At 42.0% G+C, this 20435-nt stretch carries 15 protein-coding genes; all 15 read left to right on the top strand.

Features of this window, described 5'->3' with window-relative positions; all coding sequences use genetic code 11:
• The first annotated feature begins 94 nt into the window (after positions 1-94).
• Positions 95-514 carry a 30S ribosomal protein S12 gene (gene rpsL, locus NQ488_10945; protein UWN95087.1) on the top strand — a complete coding sequence of 140 codons (420 nt, stop codon included), beginning with the start codon at positions 95-97 and terminating at the stop codon, positions 512-514.
• A 208-nt stretch (positions 515-722) separates the two neighbouring features.
• Complete coding sequence (gene rpsG / locus NQ488_10940) at positions 723-1193, top strand: 30S ribosomal protein S7 (GenBank protein ID UWN95086.1); 471 nt, start codon at positions 723-725, stop codon at positions 1191-1193.
• 50 nt (positions 1194-1243) lie between these two features.
• Positions 1244-3361, top strand: coding sequence for an elongation factor G (gene fusA, locus NQ488_10935; protein ID UWN95085.1), 2118 nt, complete (start codon positions 1244-1246; stop codon positions 3359-3361).
• Positions 3362-3534: 173 nt separating this feature from the next.
• Positions 3535-4728 carry an elongation factor Tu gene (gene tuf, locus NQ488_10930; protein UWN95084.1) on the top strand — a complete coding sequence of 398 codons (1194 nt, stop codon included), beginning with the start codon at positions 3535-3537 and terminating at the stop codon, positions 4726-4728.
• A gap of 184 nt (positions 4729-4912) precedes the next feature.
• Complete coding sequence (locus tag NQ488_10925; protein ID UWN95083.1) at positions 4913-5125, top strand: hypothetical protein; 213 nt, start codon at positions 4913-4915, stop codon at positions 5123-5125.
• A gap of 98 nt (positions 5126-5223) precedes the next feature.
• Positions 5224-6996: an ABC transporter ATP-binding protein/permease gene (locus NQ488_10920; protein ID UWN95082.1), complete on the top strand. Its 1773-nt coding sequence runs from the start codon at positions 5224-5226 to the stop codon at positions 6994-6996.
• Positions 6993-8645, top strand: a complete 1653-nt coding sequence (locus NQ488_10915) for an ABC transporter ATP-binding protein/permease (GenBank protein ID UWN95081.1) — start codon at positions 6993-6995, stop codon at positions 8643-8645. Before NQ488_10920 ends, NQ488_10915 begins: the two co-directional genes overlap by 4 nt.
• Before the next feature lie 82 nt (positions 8646-8727).
• Positions 8728-9165, top strand: a complete 438-nt coding sequence (locus tag NQ488_10910) for an SseB family protein (GenBank protein ID UWN95080.1) — start codon at positions 8728-8730, stop codon at positions 9163-9165.
• 119 nt (positions 9166-9284) lie between these two features.
• Positions 9285-9758, top strand: coding sequence for a pyridoxamine 5'-phosphate oxidase family protein (locus NQ488_10905; protein UWN95079.1), 474 nt, complete (start codon positions 9285-9287; stop codon positions 9756-9758).
• A 176-nt stretch (positions 9759-9934) separates the two neighbouring features.
• Positions 9935-11071, top strand: a complete 1137-nt coding sequence (locus NQ488_10900) for an alpha/beta hydrolase-fold protein (GenBank protein UWN95078.1) — start codon at positions 9935-9937, stop codon at positions 11069-11071.
• Positions 11072-11165: 94 nt separating this feature from the next.
• Positions 11166-12485: an MATE family efflux transporter gene (locus NQ488_10895; GenBank protein UWN95077.1), complete on the top strand. Its 1320-nt coding sequence runs from the start codon at positions 11166-11168 to the stop codon at positions 12483-12485.
• Between the two features lie 143 nt (positions 12486-12628).
• Positions 12629-15091, top strand: a complete 2463-nt coding sequence (locus tag NQ488_10890) for an MMPL family transporter (GenBank protein UWN95076.1) — start codon at positions 12629-12631, stop codon at positions 15089-15091.
• Complete coding sequence (locus NQ488_10885) at positions 15078-18284, top strand: hypothetical protein (GenBank protein ID UWN95075.1); 3207 nt, start codon at positions 15078-15080, stop codon at positions 18282-18284. Before NQ488_10890 ends, NQ488_10885 begins: the two co-directional genes overlap by 14 nt.
• A gap of 55 nt (positions 18285-18339) precedes the next feature.
• Positions 18340-19710, top strand: coding sequence for an NCS2 family permease (locus NQ488_10880; protein UWN95074.1), 1371 nt, complete (start codon positions 18340-18342; stop codon positions 19708-19710).
• 188 nt (positions 19711-19898) lie between these two features.
• Positions 19899-20408: a CarD family transcriptional regulator gene (locus NQ488_10875; protein ID UWN95073.1), complete on the top strand. Its 510-nt coding sequence runs from the start codon at positions 19899-19901 to the stop codon at positions 20406-20408.
• The last annotated feature ends 27 nt before the right edge of the window (positions 20409-20435 follow it).

Raw genomic sequence — 20435 nt, 5'->3', positions numbered from 1 at the left:
TGCCATAGAGCACTGGACTGTTTATTCATTATAATTTGGGCAATGAATAATAGCAACCACAGTTTTTATTCTAATTCCGGGAGGTGAAAAAAGAATGCCTACATTTAATCAGTTAGTAAGAAATGGTCGTCAGACATCTGTTAAGAAGTCAACAGCTCCTGCTCTTCAGAAGGGATATAACTCTCTTAAGAAGAAGGCTACAGATATCTCTGCTCCACAGAAGAGAGGTGTATGTACAGCTGTTAAGACAGCAACTCCTAAGAAGCCTAACTCAGCTCTTAGAAAGATTGCCAGAGTACGTCTTTCTAACGGTATCGAAGTAACAAGCTACATCCCAGGTGAAGGTCACAACCTTCAGGAGCATAGCGTTGTTCTTATCCGTGGTGGTCGTGTAAAGGACCTTCCAGGTACAAGATACCACATCATCAGAGGTACACTTGATACAGCTGGTGTTGCTAAGAGAAGACAGGCCCGTTCTAAGTACGGTGCCAAGAGACCTAAGGACGCTAAGTAATTCAAGCGCTTGCTTGTGACATAAGTCACATTAGGTAATTTAATATTTATTCACAAAATTACGTTAAGTGCCGGAATTAGATTGAATCCTGAGGTTGCAGGTTTAATATAGAGCCGAGCACGAACACAAGCCGATTATCCCGCAGTGGAAAAAGGCCAAGATAATTGTGAGTACCGATGAATTAATTATTATTAAGGAGGGAAGAACCGTGCCACGTAAAGGACATACTCAGAAAAGAGATGTATTAGCAGATCCTATTTACAATAACAAGGTGGTTACTAAGCTTGTCAACAACATTATGCTTGATGGTAAGAAGAGTATCGCTCAGAAGATTGTATACGGAGCATTTGACAGGGTTGCAGCTAAGACTGACCGCCCAGCTTTAGAGGTATTCGAGGAGGCTATGAACAACATCATGCCAGTTCTTGAAGTTAAGGCTAGACGTATCGGTGGTGCAACATATCAGGTTCCAATCGAAGTAAAGCCTGAGAGAAGACAGACTTTAGCACTTCGTTGGTTAACAACATTTTCACGTGCAAGAGGCGAGAAGACTATGGAAGAGCGTCTCGCTAACGAGATCCTCGATGCAGCTGGTAACACAGGAGCATCAGTAAAGAGGAAGGAAGAAATGCACAGAATGGCAGATGCTAATAAGGCATTTGCTCACTATAGATTCTAATTATCTATAGAGATTCAATTGAATCCCCATTATATAAGAGAGGAAAAACAATGGCTGGAAGAGAATATCCATTAGAGAGAACCAGAAATATTGGTATCATGGCTCATATCGATGCTGGTAAGACAACATTAACAGAGCGTATCCTTTATTATACTGGTGTTAATCATAAAATCGGTGATACTCATGACGGTACTGCAACAATGGACTGGATGGCCCAGGAGCAGGAAAGAGGTATCACAATCACATCAGCCGCTACAACATGTCATTGGACTCTTGAGGAGAATGGCAAGAAGAAAGCTGGAGCTCCAGAATACCGTATCAATATCATTGATACTCCTGGACACGTAGACTTCACTGTTGAGGTTGAGCGTTCACTTAGAGTACTTGACGGCGCTGTTGGTGTATTCGATGCACAGAACGGTGTTGAGCCACAGTCAGAGAACGTATGGCGTCAGGCTGATAAGTACAATGTTCCACGTATGGCTTTCATGAACAAGATGGATAAGCTTGGTGCTGACTTCTTTGGTTCATGTGACCAGCTTATTTCAAAGCTTGGTAAGAATCCTGTCCTTATCCAGATTCCTATCGGTAAGGAAGATTACTTCCAGGGTATCGTAGACTTATTCGAGATGCAGGCTTATATCTTCAACGGAGATAAGGGCGATGACATCCAGGTTGGTGAGATTCCTGATGATCTTAAGGATCAGGCTCAGGAGTATCATGACAAGATGGTAGAGCAGATTGTTGAGTTCGATGATGACCTTATGGAGAAGTATCTTGAGGGTGAGGAGCCAACAGTAGAGCAGCTTAAGAAGACATTAAGAAAGGCTACTATCGCTGGTGATGCAATCCCTTGCCTCTGCGGTACAGCTTATAAGAATAAGGGCGTTCAGAAGCTCCTTGATGCAGTACTTGAGTACATGCCGGCTCCAACAGATATCCCGGATATCAATGGTGTTGACGAGGATGGTAATGAAGTATCTGTTAAGTCTTCAGATGATGAGCCATTCTCAGCTCTTGCATTCAAGATTATGACGGACCCATTCGTAGGTAAGTTAGCATTCTTCAGAGTTTACTCCGGTACACTGAATGCAGGTTCTTATGTTCTTAACGCAACAAAGAACAAGAAGGAAAGAGTTGGACGTATCCTTCAGATGCATGCCAACAACAGAAAAGAAATCGATAAGGTTTACTCAGGTGATATCGCAGCAGCTGTAGGTCTTAAGTTTACAGCAACAGGTGATACAATCTGTGATGAGCAGCATCCTGTAATCCTTGAGTCTATGGAGTTCCCAGAGCCGGTTATCGAACTTGCTATCGAGCCAAAGACTAAGAATGACCAGGGTAAGATGGGTGAGGCTTTAGCAAAGCTTGCTGAAGAGGATCCTACATTCAGAGCTCATACAGATAAGGAAACAGGCCAGACAATCATTGCCGGTATGGGTGAACTTCATCTTGATATTATCGTAGACAGACTTCTTCGTGAGTTCCACGTAGAGGCTAACGTAGGTGCCCCACAGGTTGCTTACAAGGAATGCTTCACTAAGGCAGTTGATGTCGACAGTAAGTATGCTAAGCAGTCAGGTGGTCGTGGACAGTACGGACATTGTAAGGTTAGATTTGAGCCTACAGATCCTAACGGCGAGAAGACATTCGAGTTCGTTTCAGAGGTTGTTGGTGGTTCAATTCCTAAGGAATACATCCCGGCTGTTGGCGAAGGTATCGAAGAGGCTTCACAGGCTGGTATCCTTGCCGGATTCCCGGTACTTGGTATCAAGGCTACTGTATACGATGGTTCATATCATGAAGTCGATTCATCAGAGATGGCATTCCACATCGCCGGATCTATGGCATTCAAGGATGCTATGGCTAAGGCAGCTCCTGCACTCTTAGAGCCTATCATGAAAGTTGAGATTACTATGCCTGAGGAATACATGGGCGATGTAATAGGTGATGTTAACTCTCGTAGAGGCCGTGTTGAGGGTATGGAAGATGTTGGTGGTGGTAAGATGGTTAAGGCTTACGTTCCACTTTCAGAGATGTTCGGATATGCTACAGACCTTCGTTCAAAGACACAGGGTCGTGGTAACTACTCAATGTTCTTTGATAAGTATGAGCAGGCTCCAAAGTCTGTTCAGGATAAGGTTATCAGCGCTCACGCAAAGTAATTTGCGGCATTGCTGAATCCTGATTATTGTTTATTAACGTACAGGCAGATTTTTCTGTCTGTACGCTATATAAAAAGTAGTTGAAATTAAGCCCATTATGCCATATAATGGGTTATAGCCTATTAAAAATGAGCCCGTCGTGGCCATTAATTATTAAAGGAGGATTTTTAAAAATGGCTAAAGCTAAATTTGAGAGAACTAAACCACATTGTAACATTGGTACAATTGGACACGTAGATCATGGTAAGACTACACTTACAGCTGCTATTACAAAGACTCTTCATGAGAGACTTGGTACAGGTGAGGCTGTTGCATTCGAGAACATCGATAAGGCTCCAGAGGAAAGAGAAAGAGGTATCACAATTTCTTCAGCTCACGTTGAGTATGAGACAGAGAAGAGACATTATGCACACGTTGACTGTCCTGGACATGCTGACTACGTTAAGAACATGATCACAGGTGCTGCACAGATGGATGCTGCTATCCTTGTTGTTGCTGCTACTGATGGTGTTATGGCTCAGACAAGAGAGCATATCCTTCTTGCTCGTCAGGTTGGTGTTCCTTACGTTGTTGTATTCATGAATAAGTGTGATATGGTTGATGATCCAGAGCTTCTTGAGCTCGTAGATATGGAGATCAGAGAGCTTCTTAACGAGTATGACTTCCCAGGCGATGATACACCTATCATCCAGGGTTCAGCTCTTAAGGCACTTGAGGATCCACAGAGCGAGTGGGGCGACAAGATTCTTGAGCTTATGCATACAATCGATGAGTATGTTCCAGATCCAAAGAGAGAGACAGATAAGCCATTCCTTATGCCAGTAGAGGATGTATTCTCAATCACAGGCCGTGGTACTGTTGCTACAGGTAGAGTTGAGAGAGGTGTTCTCCACCTTAATGAGGAAGTTGAAATCGTTGGTATTTCAGATGAGACTCGTAAGGTAGTTGTAACAGGTATCGAGATGTTCCGTAAGCTCCTTGATGAGGCTGAGCCAGGTGATAACATCGGTGCTCTTCTTCGTGGTGTTCAGAGAGATGAGATTGAAAGAGGTCAGGTTCTTTGTAAGCCAGGTTCAATCACACCTCATAAGAAGTTTACAGCTCAGGTTTACGTTCTTACAAAGGACGAGGGTGGCCGTCATACACCATTCTTCAACAACTACAGACCACAGTTCTACTTCAGAACAACTGATGTTACAGGTGTTTGCGAGCTTCCAGCTGGTACAGAGATGTGCATGCCTGGTGACAACGTAGAGATGACAATCGAGCTTATCCACAGAGTAGCTATGGAGCAGGGTCTTCGTTTCGCTATTCGTGAGGGTGGCCGTACAGTTGGTTCAGGTGCTGTTGCTACAATCATCGAGTAATCGTTGGTTAACCGTCTGATTATACAGTGAATTTAAGGGTTTCAGAAGATTTCTTCTGAAACCCTTTTTTATAAGCAAAGTTTTAGAGAGTACGTCTTTAATCTGATTTTAATCTTATATTAATTGAACTATCAATGTAGTGCGTTATCATATAACCAGAAGGAAGATACAGGAGGAGAAAAATATGTTAACACTTATATTTGCATTTATGCTGTTGGGATTTGTTGGAAAGGTTCTGTGGCTTGCATTCAAAGCAACATGGGGACTTACAAAGGTTCTCATGTATATTGTTTTTGCACCGCTCATGCTGGTCATACTGTTTGCATCGGGATTTGCTTATGCAGCATTTATACTGCTTATAATAGCTGGCGTGAACGCATTGATAAGGGTTAATTAGATGATTAATTCATAAAATACATATATATGTACACGATAAGGAATGCAGCTGATAAAGCAGATAATAAAGCAAATAGTAAACAATGAGGAAAGATAAAAATGAGCATAATGAAGAGGGGAACGAAAAACACAATATTCAGGGAACTGTTTATGAAAAATTCCGGCTGGTTTGTGCTGGAGCTTGCGTGCTCATATCTGGCAGCCAAGGTGCTGCTGCTTGGCAATAACAGGATATCGGATGCAATAGATGCCATGTTTGCAGGAAATCTTGGAGAATGCATAGACAGGCAGTTCTGGATATATGTGGGTGTTCTTGTCGTACTGGGATTCGCATTTACATATATACAGAGCATTGCAACTAAGATATTTGCAGCTAATATGCAGACTGGTTTCAGAGCGGCTGCCGGAAAAAAGCTTATGCAGCTTGAGTATAGGTATTTTGACACACATACTTCAGGAAGGGTGCTCAATAATTTCCTTGATGATGTTGCCAAAATATCGGATTATTATTCGGAGATTCTTCCGACTATTGTGACATCTGTAGTTACAATTGTAACGATAATATTTTCACTTGCACGTCTTGATGGACTTCTTACAGCACTTCTTCTTGTAGTGGTTCCTGTCATGATGCTTGTGTCGAGGCTTACCGGGGAGAAGGTATCCGGGCTTACAAGAAAGCATTCGCAGTACCATGATGAGGTAAATGAGCTGGCTTATGATGCAATAAGCGGAATAAATGTAGTCAAAAGCTATAACCTTGAGGATTATTTTAAAGATAAAATAAAGAAAACAAACAGGACGATTCTCGGATTTGAATACAGGCGCAATGCAATCTCGTCGATAGCGTGGGTTGCGGGAGACATAGTGCAGTGTGCTCCGTGTGTGATACTTGGAATTGCTGCATTGTGGCGTGTGCAGACGGGACACATTACAATCGGTGAAATGTCATATTTTATGCTGCTTCTTGACAGGGTGGTTCCGCCTCTGGGAATGCTTCCACATTATTTTATAGATGCAAGGATTAATCTTGTATCCAGGAACAGGCTTGAGGAGATTATGGATTATCCGTCAGAGAGTGCGGCGGACGGCAACGGTAACAGTATGTGTGGCACAACTGATACAGGCAACGGCGCGTGTGCGGTTGAATTTAAGAATGTAAGCTTTGCGTATGACACATCAGGCTGTGTGCTGGATGATTTTAATCTTAGAATAGAAAAGGGGCGGAATGTAGCGATTGTCGGCGAATCTGGCGGAGGCAAAAGTACGATATTTAAGCTGATATGTGGCTTCTATAAGCCTGACAAAGGCGAGGTTAATGTATTTGGAGAAGAGGCGGGCAGAAATGATTATGATGAGCTGAGGTCTCATATAGCACTTGTGTCGCAGGATACATTTCTTTTCCCTGAAAGTATTGCATGGAATGTTGCCTGTGGAGATATGAGTGTTGGAATGGACCGGATTATCGAGTGCTGCAAAAAGGCACGAATCCATGATGATATCATGAAAATGCCCGAAGGGTATGCGACAAATGCCGGAGAGCGCGGAGACAGGCTGTCAGGAGGGCAGAAGCAGAGAATAGCGATTGCAAGGGCACTGCTTAAGAATGCAGAGCTGATTCTGTTTGATGAGCCTACAGCATCAGTTGACGTTGAGAATGAGGAACAGATAAAAAATGCGCTGGAGGAGCTTGCAAAGAATCATACGATTATGACAATCGCCCACAGGCTTAATACGATTGAAAATGCAGAGTGTATATATGTACTGCAGAAAGGAAGGATTGTACAGAAGGGTACGCACAGAGAGCTTATGGACAGTGAAGGCGTATACAGCAGGCTGTACAGGATGAGCAGTGAAGAGGAGGCGGACGCATGAAGAATCTGAGAATTATAAAACAGCTTGTCGTCCGTTTTCAGGGATGGCGTGCAATTCTTTATTTTGGTGAGATAATCCTTATGGGCATTATAAATGGTATAACGGTTGTGATGCTCTCGGACATAGTCGGGCTTATTACCGATACGGCTGTGTCAGGCGGAAACATTTGGGATACTGACATAGTGAAGAGAATAATTATATTTTCTGTATTGGAATTTGGAGTGAGTAATATTCTTGGCGTATGTTACAATAACGAAGCCAAGCGTACAGGAGCAACTATGCGCAATATCGTATTTGGAAAGGCGCTGATGCTGCCGGTAAGCTTCTATGAGAATAATCACACCGGAGATTTCATGTCAAAGCTTACATATGATACCAATATGGCTTCAGGAATATTCGGCTCAAGATTCAGACGTGTTATGATGCCTGTAATCATTGTCTGCGTCTGTGTTGTTCCCATGTTTATGAAATGTCCGCCGGTTATGGCAGGACTGCTTGTGCTGTGCATCCTGTCACTCGCACTTAATCTGGCAATGGTTCCGGTGCTTGCAGGCTACAGCCGCAGTATCTCGGATGATAATAAGGCAATAAGCCGTTCTGTTACAGATATGCTTCAGGGAATGGAGACAATAAGAATGTTTCCGCTCCAATCAGTTATAGGACAGAAGTATAATGAAGCCAACGAACGGTGCGGACGTAATATGAAGAAGCAGGGAAGAATTGAGTCAGTCGTGGCGGCATTGCGTAATGCATTTGACCTGATTGGCGCAGTAGCATTTCTTGCAATGGGAATTATATATATACAGAAATATAACGGTAAGGTTGGCAGCCTGCTGGCACTGTACACAATGTATGGTGCATTTCAGTATAATTTTCTTATGATGGGACAGTACATACCAAGTCTTACAAGCTGGCTGGTCAATGCAGAGCGTGTATTGGAGTTCCTCGAGCTTCCCGAAGAAAGTTTCCGTAATTGTAGTGATTATAATGCTGCAAATGTTCCTGCTCAGGCAGATGTTGAATTCGATAATATAACATTTGCATATGAGGGACAGGAGCAGAAGATATTTGACGGGTACAGCGCGGCGTTTACAATGGGGAAGAGCTATGCCATTACAGGAGAGTCAGGACGCGGTAAAAGTACATTAATGAAAATTCTTATGGGGTTCTACAGAATCAGCGGAGGAAGTATAAGAATAGGCGGGCATGATATATATGAGCTTGGACTTGAGAATACAAGAAAGCTTATTGCCTACATTCCGCAGGAGCCGTATATGTTTCATGATACTGTCCGTGAGAACATACGTAACGGTAATCCGGCTGCGTCTGATGAGGAGATAATCCGGGCAGCAAAAAAAGCCAATGCACATGATTTTATATTACAGCTGGAGAATGGATATGACACAATCCTCGGCGAACGTGGCAATACACTGTCGGGAGGTCAGAGGCAGCGGGTAGCGATAGCACGTGCAATACTCAAAAATGCACCGGTTATTATACTTGACGAGGCAACCTCGGCGTTAGATAATGAATCAGAACAGCTTATACAGCAATCAATCAATGATATGAAGGATGGCAGGCTGATTCTTATGATAGCACACAGACCGTCGACAATAGCAACGGCGGATGCGGAATGGAGAATAGTGTGAAAAATCGGATTGATATCCGATTTCTCACACGCAAGATTTGTGCTTGTGCACAAACTTGATATGCGCAAAAGGCAGCGCAGGAATGGAGAATAGAGTGAGAAATCGTAACGATAATGTAGATGAAGGACTTGCAGGTAATGAAAGACTTGAAGAGGCGATAGCAGCATTGCAGATGGAACCGTCGGAAGAAATGCTGGCACATGTGCTTACGGTGGTAAGACAGCGTATGAGAGAAGGCGGACAGTTTATTGTAGCTGTTGACCCAAAAGCCGCGGATGCGGGGCTTAGTATTCAGGCGGTTAAGACTGATGACGGAAGAATGTGGTGGAGTGTGTTCACGTCATTTGATGAGGAGCTGAAGGGCTCTGGCAGCGTAATGTCGACTTTTATGTCAGGTATAGGACAGATACTTAAGACAGCCGGAGAAGTGGAAGGGATAAGCGGCATTATAATTAATCCGTGGAACAGAACGCTGATGCTTGATAAGAATCTGATTAATATAATACTTGGAGCAAAGTAGTGTTAAGTAGCATTTATTACAATACACTGCCGGATGAATTATATAATATATATTCATCGTAGAAGTTTTAAATTAGTAAATTCATTAAAAAATGAATGAAAATCGGATTGGAGGCAGCTATGAGAAGAAGTGATAAAGAAATAACGGAATTTGCCGAGAAACTTAAGGTACTTGACAGATGTGATGTTATAAGGCTTGGAATGGTGGACGATGGTAAGGCATATGTTGTCCCGGTGAATTTTGGATATAACGTGGAGAACGGACAGATATCAATATATTTTCACTGCGCAGGTGAGGGACGTAAGGTAGATGTTCTTGCTAAGAATCCAAATGTATTCTTCGAGGCTGATTATAACTTTGATGTTGTGAAAGGCGAGACAGCGTGCAGATGGACAGCCAGATATGCGAGTGTAATGGGAGAAGCGGTTGCCGGGCAGCTTATGTCTGAGGAAGAAAAAATTGCTGCATTCAGGATAATAATGAAAAAGTACGGATATGAGGGAGAGCCGCATTTTGACAGTGCGGCGCTTGCAAGGACACATCTGTACAGATTGACGGTAACAGATATTACGGCTAAGAAAAGTAAGATGTAGAAGACAGGAAGACATAAAGATAAAAAGATATTATGCCCGGCGCTTTATGGGATATGTTCACACATATTTCACAAAACACCGGGCTTTTTTTCTTGACCTTGAGCGAACTTCAAGTGATATTATATTCGCAGATAACATTGATGATGTGAAATTGAGAAAGGGTGAAGAAGGGCTTTATGAGACATACAGCATTTACAAAGTACGCAGCAATTATTACAGCATTCTGCATTACATTGGGAATGGTAAGCGGCTGCGGACAGAGCAATGACAGTAATCAGACAGAAGCATACGCTGTCACAGGCGAAGCAGCAATGCAGCCGAAAGAGGAACAGACACAGCAGAGCACACAGGCTGCACAGATGGAACAGACGGCACAGATGGAACAGACGGCACAGATGGAACAGACGGCACAGAATTCAGACGCAGTTACACTCCCTGATACATCAGAAGCAAGACCGGTGGTGGTTTCGGGAGAGAAGACACTTGGAGACACGGGTAAGACATTTGTTAATGATTACAATCCTTCGGATCGTTCATATGCGGCATCTGACAACTACATATCTCCAAAGGGTAACAGACAGTATGGCACAACCACAACTGTTGAGTATTATTCGTCAACACTTGGCACAACGCGCAAGGCTGATGTGATTCTTCCTTATGGATATGATGCCTCGAAGAGTTATCCGGTTCTTTATATGCTTCATGGAATGGGAGGCAGCAACAAGAGCTGGAGTGATATGGGCGTTAAGTATATTGTTGAAAATGTACATTATGAGAATGGTGTTCCGGATATGATAATAGTATGTGTTGACTGCTTTGTATCAACACAGGACCAGGACAGCGTCCCTATAAGAGAGATGAGTGCTGCATATGACCTTACTGAGAGCGAGGTGATGAATGACCTCATGCCATATATAAATAACAACTATTCAACTAAGACAGGCCGCGATAATACTGCAATCGCGGGATACTCTCTCGGAGGCAGATGTGCGCTTGCAATAGGTTTTAAGCATCAGGATCGGTTTGGATATATCGGTGCTTTTTCAGCAGCATCAGGCGTAATACCTAATGGCTCGGAAGGAAGAATACTTGCTACACTCATGGATGATTTTGTGCTTGAGTACGGCAATTTCCCAATGATTCTTATAAATGTCGGCGAGACGGACGGTATATGCGGTGACTCATGCCGGTTCTATGATGATGCGCTGACACAGAGAGAAATTAAGCATATATTCTATGAGATGGAAGGTGACCATGAAGGAACCGTATGGCAGAATGGCCTTTATAACTTTGTAAAGAGAATATTTGTATAGTATAATAGAAGTTTGATAGAGTGTACTTGACTTTTAAGTTAAATCTCCCTAATATATATGTTTGAAAAAATGTATATATCAGGGAGATTTTGTTATGACAAAGGATCTGACAACGGGAAAGATAATGCCGATACTGGTTAAGTTCACAATTCCGCTTGTACTCGGTAATCTGTTCCAGCTTACATATAATGCGGTTGACAGTATAATAGTAGGACATTTTGTTGGAAAAGAGGCACTGGCGGCAGTAGGCATATGCAATCCCATAAGCACATTGATGATACTGTTTCTTAACGGTCTGTGCATGGGCGCGGGTATACTTATGGGAATGCAGTATGGTGCCAGGGATTATGATACTCTTCACAGACAGATAAGTACAACCATGATATCGGGTGTCATATTCTCGGCGCTGCTTACGTTACTGTGCGTGGTGTTTGCGGTACCGATTCTTAACCTGATGCAGGTGGATGCATCGATAATGGATATGACCAAAGAATATTTAAGAATAATATTCGTGGGTCTTGTGTTTACATTCCTTTATAATTTTTTCTCAAGTACGTTAAGAGCGCTTGGAGACAGTAACTCTCCGCTTTATTTTCTTATTATAAGCGCGGTGCTTAATATATTCGGAGATCTGTTCTTTGTTGTTGTGCTTAAGGCGGGAAGTAACGGCTGTGCCGTATCTACCGTGCTCAGTGAGGCGTTGTGCTGTCTGTTCTGTATAATCTATATACAGAAGAAGGTACCGGTACTGCGTCTTGGCAAAAAATGGCTTGTATTTGATGCAAGTCTTCTTAAGCAGACTATAGCCTATGGATGGGCTTCGGCAATGCAGCAGGCAACAGTGCAGCTTGGCAAGCTTGGAATACAGGCAATAGTCAATACTATGGGAGTATCGGTTGCAGCGGCATTTGCGGTAGTAAACAGGATTGATGATTTTGCATATACACCCGAACAGAACATAGCGCATGCCATGACGGCACTTATGGCGCAGAATAAGGGCGCCGGTAAGAATGACAGGATGCGTGAAGGCTTCAGGTGTGGAATTATCCTTGAGATTATATACGGAATTGCAATATTTATAGTATGTTTTACATTTGCAAGACAGCTTATGATGATGTTTGTTAAAGATGAAGAGGTTATAGGGCATGGCGTTACATATCTGCATCTTATATCAATAATGTATCTTCTTCCTGCACTCACTAATGGCATCCAGGGATTCTTCCGGGGAATAGGAGACCTTAAGATTACTCTTATAAGCAGTTTTGTTAACATGGGGGTCAGGGTACTTGCGGCAGCGCCGCTTGTACTTATATTAGGTCTGGGAATAGAGGCACTCCCATTCTCATATCTCGCAGGCTGGATAGGAATGCTTATTGCAGAAGTTCCGCTTCTTATCAGAACTTATAAAAATTAAATAAAATTTTTCGGACAGATTCTAAACAAAGGGTCTGTCTTTATTTCTCAAAAGTTAATGCATGGACATATACAAATATGGTAAAATAATGTAAATTAGGCAGAATAATAAAAATGCCCAAATCAAAAGAAATGGAGGAAGAGATGAAAGAAAATAGTCAGGATAAAAATTTTATGTATAAACTGGCGGAATTTATTGTAGATAAGCGGAATCTGTTTTTTCTTATATACATAATAGCGCTTGTTTTCTGCATATTCTCAAGAAACTGGGTCAAAGTAGAGAATGACGTAACGAAGTATCTGCCTGATTCGACTGAGACGAGACAGGGACTTACGGTAATGAATGACCAGTTTGTAACATACGGAACAGCACAGGTACTGTTAGCCAACATATCATATGACAGAGCGCAGGAAGCTGCTGATATGATAGAGGATATCAATGGTGTTACGAGTGTTACATTTGATAATACAGAAGATCATTACAAAGGCACGTCTGCATTGCTTGATGTCACTTTCGACGGTGAGGAAGAGGATCAGATAAGTATCGATGCAATGAATGAGATAAAGGACAAACTCACGGGATATGATGTGTATTATTCAACTTCGGTTGCCAACGATGATTCTGCTAATCTTGAAAGCGAGATGCAGGTCGTTACGGCAATTGCAGCAGTAATCATAGTTGTTGTACTGCTTCTGACATCCAAGTCATATGCGGAGGTTCCTGTACTGCTTATAACATTTATTGCAGCAGCACTCCTTAACATGGGAACCAACTTTTTGCTTGGAACAATCTCATTTATATCTAATTCGGTTACAATCGTGCTTCAGCTTGCACTTGCAATTGATTATGCGATTATTCTGTGCCACAGATATACTGAGGAAAGAGAGAATCTTCCTGCAAGAGAGGCGACCATAACTGCACTCAGTAAGGCTATACCTGAGATTTCATCGAGCAGTCTTACCACAGTGTCAGGTCTTCTGGCACTGGCATTCATGCAGTTTAAGATTGGTGAAGACCTTGCGGTAGTCCTTATCAAGGCTATTATACTTTCACTTATTTCAGTATTTACACTGATGCCTGGTCTTATTATGGTATTCAGCAAATGGATGGATAAGACGGTACACAAGAATCTTATTCCTTCAATATCTGCGGTAGGTAAGTTTGCAATTAAGACAAAGTATATAATACCGCCTATATTTGCGGCCGTAATCATTGTTGCGTGTGTATTTGCCAATATGTGTCCTTACTGCTTCAGTACGGGAAGTACTTCTACTCCGAGAAAGAGTGAGTCAACAATCGCACAGGAGAAGATTGATTCAACCTTCGGAAGCAGGAATATGATTGCGCTTGTTGTACCTGCAGGTAATTATGAGGCAGAGAAGAATCTTCTTGCTGACCTTGATGCGTGCGATGAAGTTAAGTCGACACAGGGACTTGCCAATACAGAGGCTATGGACGGATATATGCTTACGGACAGTCTGACACCGAGAGAGTTCTCAGAGCTTGTAGGACTTGATTATGAGGTGGCACAGCTTCTGTACAGTGCATATGCAATTAATCAGGAGAATTATGGTGAAGTAATCAATTCAAGCAGTAAGTACAGTGTACCGCTCATTGATATGTTTGAGTTCCTGCTTGATGAGATAGACAAAGGATATGTCACTCTTGAGGGTGACCTGAAAGACCAGATGGATGACCTGTCAGGGCAGCTTGATAAGGCACTTCTTCAGTTGAAGACGGATGATTACAGCCGACTGGTTGTATATCTGAATCTTCCGGAAGAGGGTGATGAGACATTTGCCTTCCTCGACAGAGTGCATGAGATGATGGCAAAGTATTATACTGATAATTATTATGTTGTTGGTAACTCAACAAGTGATTATGACCTTTCATCATCATTTTCAAGAGATAATCTTGTAATAAGTATATTGTCGGCATTGTTCGTTATAATAATTCTGCTGTTTACATTCAAATCAGCAGGACTCCCGGTGCTTCTTATACTTGTTATACAGGGAAGTATATGGATTAACTTCTCATTCCCTTATCTGATGGATTCACCGTTGTATTTCCTTGGCTATCTGGTTGTCAACTCAATTCAGATGGGTGCCAATATCGACTATGCAATAGTTATATCAAGCAGGTATGATGACCTTAAGAAGCAGCTTCCGATTAAGGAAGCAATTATTGAGACGCTTAATCAGGCGTTCCCTACAATCATAACATCGGGTTCAATCCTTGCGGCAGCAGGCATACTGATTTCATTCCTTTCAACAAACGGAGTTATATCAGCAATCGGTACATGTCTTGGACGAGGAACAATAATTTCCATTATCCTTGTTATGGGTGTACTGCCACAGATTCTTTATCTTGGTGATGTTATTATTGAAAAGACAAGATTCTCAATCAATACCGATAATCTCATACAGAATACAGGCGGAACAATGGTTATTAACGGACGTATGAGAGGTTATGTGTCAGGTATAATTGACGCTGAGATTCATGGTGTTATCAAGGGTGAAGTCAAGGGTCAGATTGATGTCAACAATATAGATGTTATTAAAAAGGAAGAACCGGAGGATGGGGGTGACGGCAATGAAGAAGCATAACAGATTAATGAATTTATTCAAAAAATCTGCTGCGGCGTCACTTGCGCTGGTTCTTGCAGCTGTAATGATGGCAGCTTCCGGCATGGTAAGCGCAAAAGCAGATGATGATGATGGCCTGACAGAGATACATATATCTACTGTTGATGATTTAAAGGAGCTTGCAAAAAACTGCCGTCTTGATTCATGGTCACAGGATAAGAAAGTTATTCTCGATAAGAGTATCGAACTGAATGGAGAGGAATTTACCGCAATTCCTACATTCGGTGGTATATTTGAAGGAAAAGGCAATACGATTAACGGCATATCAATAACAAAGGATGGCTCATACCAGGGACTTTTCAGATATGTACAGGAGGGAGCGATAGTCCGTAACCTCACTGTCAAAGGTAATGTACTTCCGGGAGGAACCTCATCATATGTCGGAGGAATCGTAGGAAGCAACAAGGGGCTTATAACCAACTGTAAGTTCGCAGGTGTCTGCAATGGTAAAAGTAATGTCGGAGGAATAGCAGGTTCTAACGAGAGTGAAGGAACAATATATGCCTCAATTGCAGAAGGTGTTGTGTATGCAGAGCACTATGCGGGCGGTATTGCGGGAATTAATGTAGGAATAATCGACAGCAGTTCTAATTCTGCCAATATCAATACTAAGATAGAGCAGATGGATAATATAAAGATTCAGGATATTTCGCTTGATACGCTTACAACGACGGAGGATGCTGTTGATATAACGGATATCGGAGGAATAGCAGGTTATTCATCAGGAAAGCTTTATGATAATAAGAATTACGGAGATGTAGGATATCAGCATAAAGGTTATAATGTCGGTGGAATTGCCGGCCGTCAGTCAGGATACATATACGGCTGTGCCAATTACGGACATATATACGGACGTAAAGAGGTAGCGGGAATTGCAGGGCAGATGGAACCATACGTTAATCTGACATTTACAGAGTCAACAATATCACAGCTTCGTGACAAACTGGATGTCCTTCAGAATGGAATTGATAAGACTATCAATGACGCAAGAGGATATTCGGACAGTGTGTCGGACAGCCTTTCACGTATGTCGGATTATGCAGATACGGCAAGCAGTTCAGCTGACAGCCTGATTGATAAGACTGAGAGCATGATTAACGCAGATACAGATCAGGTTAATAATCTCAGTGCGGTAGTAACCAAGGCTATAGACCTTCTGGTGCCTGTTACGGATGATATCAAAGAAGCATCAGACAATCTTAAGGATTCTGCAGATATTCTACAGGATGCAGCCGATAAGGCGGGCAACAGCTCTGATGATACACAGAAAGTAATTGAAATACTTTCTGATGCACTTGGTTATATAAGTATCAATCAGGACAATATTGACAAAGCTTCAGATGCTATAGATAAAGCCATAGAAGCTCTTAATGACAGAGACTTTGACAAGGCTTCAGGATACATTAAGGATGCCAATACAGCACTTAAGGATTCGGTAAACGGCGTTAATGACGCGCTCAATAAGGCCGGGGAGGCAGAACCTTACCTTAAGAACATAGCTGATAATATTAAAGAAACCCTTGATAAGATTAACAATGGAATGAACGAGTTAAAGGATGCAGGCAGTGATCTGTCGGATGCGTCATCAGGACTCGGAGATGTTACAAGATATCTTTCCGGTAATCTTAACTTTAAGCTTGAAGCAATAGGAAGTGAGCAGATACAGGCAAGAGAGAACCTTATGTCATCGGTAGATTCAATGATTGATGAGATGGACGGACTTAATAATACGATAAGAGCCAATAATAATACTCTTGCAGATGATTTTCAGCATATATCTGATACACTTTTTGATATTACGGACATCATAATAGATGCAAGGGAAAAGTCGAATGAAAAAGCAGACAGTGATTCAGATGACAGATTTGACTATGATATATCTGCCGATGACGAAGCAGGAGAGGCTGACGGCAAGGTTGAAGGCTGCACCAACTATGCGGATATAGAAGGAGATGTCAATGTAGGCGGAATCGCAGGTGCTATGGCTGTTGAGCACGATCTTGACCCGGAAGATGATATTGATATCGAAGGTAAACTTTCAACGGATTTTGACTACAGTACCAAAGCGGTTATAAGGTCATGTACTAACAGAGGCAGGGTTACGGGTAAGAAGGATGGCACAGGCGGAATTGCCGGTGAGGTTGATCTCGGATGTATTATTGAATGTTACGGATATGGAGAGATTAAGAGTACAGGCGGTAATTATGTCGGAGGGATAGCAGGCAGCTGTAAGACACTTATTCGTGACAGTTATGCAAAATGTGTTCTTTCGGGAACCGATTACATTGGCGGTGTTGCCGGAAGCATTAAGGATGTAAAGAACTGTAATACACTGATTAAGATTACTGATTCTGATGAATATGCAGGTACAATCGCCGGTGAGGTTACAGGAACAGCAGAGAGTAATTACTTTGTAAGCGATGATCTTGCAGGTATAGATGGAGTAAGTTATTCCGGCAAGGCAGAGCCTGTAAGCTATGATGAACTTATCCTGTCAGAGGATATCCCTGAAGAATTCAAAGATTTTAAGCTTACCTTTATAGCTAACGGAGATACCGTGCTTGTGTATGATTTTGAATACGGTGATTCAATGCCTGAAGAAGCACTTCCTGTAATACCTGTAAGGGATGGATATCAGGCACATTGGGAAGATTATGATTATTCAGACCTGACATTTGACGGCACAATCAATGCCGTATATGACAAGTACGTAACTGCGCTTGAGAGCGGACAGATGAGAACAGATGACAGGGCAATGCTTCTTGTGGAAGGCAGGTTCACTACAGAAGATGCAATAACTGTAACTAAGGAGAATAATCCTGATATTAACGGCAGGAATGCATCTGAATGCTTCACGGTTAATATACCTGATGACGGACAGCAGGAACATCTTGTGCATTATATTCTGCCTGAGAAAGTTAAGAATGCAGATATAATGATTCTGCAGAACGGCACGTGGAATAAGACCGGTACTGACACAGACGGAAGATATATGACATTTACCGTAAGTGGCAGCGAGGTTACATTTGCGGCAGTTAAGACAGCATCAGTACTTCCGACTGCAATAATTGCAGGAATAATTCTCATTTCTGTGATAATACTGATAATGCGCTGCAGGAAGAGAAGAAAGAAGAAAAAAGCTATAGCAGAATAAGACAAAATGTGATAGAATTAACGAATCTTAATAATTATAAGAGGAGGATTTTATCATGTTTGAAAAGTTTTTCAAACTTAAGGAGAATGGTACGGATGTAAAGACAGAAGTCATCGCAGGTCTTACAACATTCATGACAATGGCTTACATCCTTGCCGTTAATCCTAACATCCTGTCTGTGGCAGGAATGGACAAGCAGGCACTGCTTATTGCAACAGCACTTGCAGCATTTGTAGGTACGGTACTTATGGCACTGCTGGCCAATTATCCGTTTGCACTTGCACCGGGACTTGGACTTAATGCATATTTTGCGTATACAGTCTGCGGAACAATGGGATATCATTGGACTATAGCACTTGCAGCAGTATTTGTAGAAGGTATCATATTCATAATACTTTCAGTAACTAGTGTAAGAGAGGCTATTTTCAATGCCATTCCTATGACACTTAAGTCGGCAGTAAGCGTAGGCATCGGTCTTTTTGTAGCTTTCATCGGACTTCAGGATGCAAAGCTTATTGTTAACAGTGATTCTACACTTGTAACATACCAGACATTCAAGGGTGAGACATTCCATTCAGTTGGTGTTGGTGCCATACTTGCACTTGTCGGCGTTTTTATAACAGCAATACTTCTTATTAAGAATGTTAAGGGTGGTATCCTTATCGGAATTATCGCTACATGGGTTCTTGGTATGATCTGTGAAGCATGTGGAATATATGTACCTGATCCTGCGGCAGGAATGTACTCAACAATTCCGTCTTCAATCGTAAGTTTTGATTTTACTCCTTTTAAGGAGACATTTGGTGCGGTATTCAGAGCAGATTTCCATTCAATCAAGCTGGTTGATTTTATTGTTGTAATGTTTGCATTCTTATTTGTAGATATGTTTGATACAATCGGAACACTTATAGGTGTTTCATCTAAGGCAGATATGCTTGATGAGAACGGTAAGCTTCCACGCATTAAGCCGGCTCTGCTTTCAGATGCAATTGCTACATGCGTAGGTGCTGTATTTGGTACATCAACAACAACAACTTTCGTTGAGAGTGCTTCAGGTGTTACAGCAGGAGGACGTACAGGACTTACATCGATTGTAACCGCAGTATTATTCCTGCTCTCAATCGTATTCTCACCACTGTTCCTTACAATTCCATCATTTGCGATTGCACCGGCACTTATAATTGTCGGTTTCTATATGATGGGAGCTGTTGCCAAGATTAACTTTGAAGATATGTCAGATGCTATCCCTGCATTCCTTTGCATTGTTGCAATGCCACTTGCATACAGCATTTCAGAGGGTATCTCAGTAGGCGTTATCTCATGGACACTTATTAACCTTGTCACAGGTAAGGCTAAGGAGAAGAAGATAAGCATAGTTATGTACGTGCTTACGGTGCTTTTCATACTTAAGTATATACTTCTTTAATTTTCACAAATATAATCTTTCGTATATGCGCGTTTTAACCAAAAATCAGCCAAAAGGCAACGCACGGCTGACTTTTAGCTCAATATGTGCTATAATATAAGAAGGCTTGAAGGCCCATCCGTATGTATGCTGCGGATGGGTTTTTGTGTCATATCAGTACTAAAGGCATAAGAGAAATGGAGAGACATATGTTTGAAAAAGGAGATATGGTTGTATGTGGCAATAATGGTGTATGCCGCATAGAGAAGATATCAAAGCTGGACAGCATTGACAGTGAGGTGCTTTATTATATAATGCAGCCTGTATATGAAAAGAGCAGCACTGTGTATATTCCGGTTGAAGGGCATAGTACACCGATAAGAAATATTATGACAAAAGATGAGGCTATGGATTTTATAAAAAAGATACCGACGATAAGCGAGATTGAGCTGGCAGGCGACAGAGAAAGGGAATCACAGTACAAGGCGTGTATGGAGCCTGCACAGGCCGAGGGATGGGTGCGTATTATAAGGACTTTGTACAGACGTAATGAGGAGAGAGCGGCAGCCGGCAAGAAGACGATTAATATGGATGAACGCTATATGAAGATGGCTAAGAATTGCTTATATGGTGAATTAGCTGTATCATTAGGAATGAAGAAAGATGAGGTAGAAGCATTTATCGAGAGTATTCTTGATAAGGATGAGGAGAATGCTTAACAGATTACAAAGCATGAATCAGGAAAC

The organism is [Bacteroides] pectinophilus (assembly GCA_025146925.1).
Lineage (GTDB): Bacteria > Bacillota > Clostridia > Lachnospirales > Lachnospiraceae > Bacteroides_F > Bacteroides_F pectinophilus.
The sequence above is the reverse complement of the archived record's forward strand: the minus strand, read 5'-3'. Positions and strand labels throughout refer to the sequence as shown.

Bases quoted from the DNA above. Each gene is read 5' to 3' on its own strand.
- rpsL (UWN95087.1), top strand. From the start codon at position 95: ATGCCTACATTTAATCAGTTAGTAAGAAATGGTCGTCAGACATCTGTT.
- fusA (UWN95085.1), top strand. From the start codon at position 1,244: ATGGCTGGAAGAGAATATCCATTAGAGAGAACCAGAAATATTGGTATC.
- tuf (UWN95084.1), top strand. From the start codon at position 3,535: ATGGCTAAAGCTAAATTTGAGAGAACTAAACCACATTGTAACATTGGT.
- NQ488_10925 (UWN95083.1), top strand. From the start codon at position 4,913: ATGTTAACACTTATATTTGCATTTATGCTGTTGGGATTTGTTGGAAAG.
- NQ488_10920 (UWN95082.1), top strand. From the start codon at position 5,224: ATGAGCATAATGAAGAGGGGAACGAAAAACACAATATTCAGGGAACTG.
- NQ488_10915 (UWN95081.1), top strand. From the start codon at position 6,993: ATGAAGAATCTGAGAATTATAAAACAGCTTGTCGTCCGTTTTCAGGGA.
- NQ488_10910 (UWN95080.1), top strand. From the start codon at position 8,728: ATGGAGAATAGAGTGAGAAATCGTAACGATAATGTAGATGAAGGACTT.
- NQ488_10905 (UWN95079.1), top strand. From the start codon at position 9,285: ATGAGAAGAAGTGATAAAGAAATAACGGAATTTGCCGAGAAACTTAAG.
- NQ488_10900 (UWN95078.1), top strand. From the start codon at position 9,935: ATGAGACATACAGCATTTACAAAGTACGCAGCAATTATTACAGCATTC.
- NQ488_10895 (UWN95077.1), top strand. From the start codon at position 11,166: ATGACAAAGGATCTGACAACGGGAAAGATAATGCCGATACTGGTTAAG.
- NQ488_10890 (UWN95076.1), top strand. From the start codon at position 12,629: ATGAAAGAAAATAGTCAGGATAAAAATTTTATGTATAAACTGGCGGAA.
- NQ488_10885 (UWN95075.1), top strand. From the start codon at position 15,078: ATGAAGAAGCATAACAGATTAATGAATTTATTCAAAAAATCTGCTGCG.
- NQ488_10880 (UWN95074.1), top strand. From the start codon at position 18,340: ATGTTTGAAAAGTTTTTCAAACTTAAGGAGAATGGTACGGATGTAAAG.
- NQ488_10875 (UWN95073.1), top strand. From the start codon at position 19,899: ATGTTTGAAAAAGGAGATATGGTTGTATGTGGCAATAATGGTGTATGC.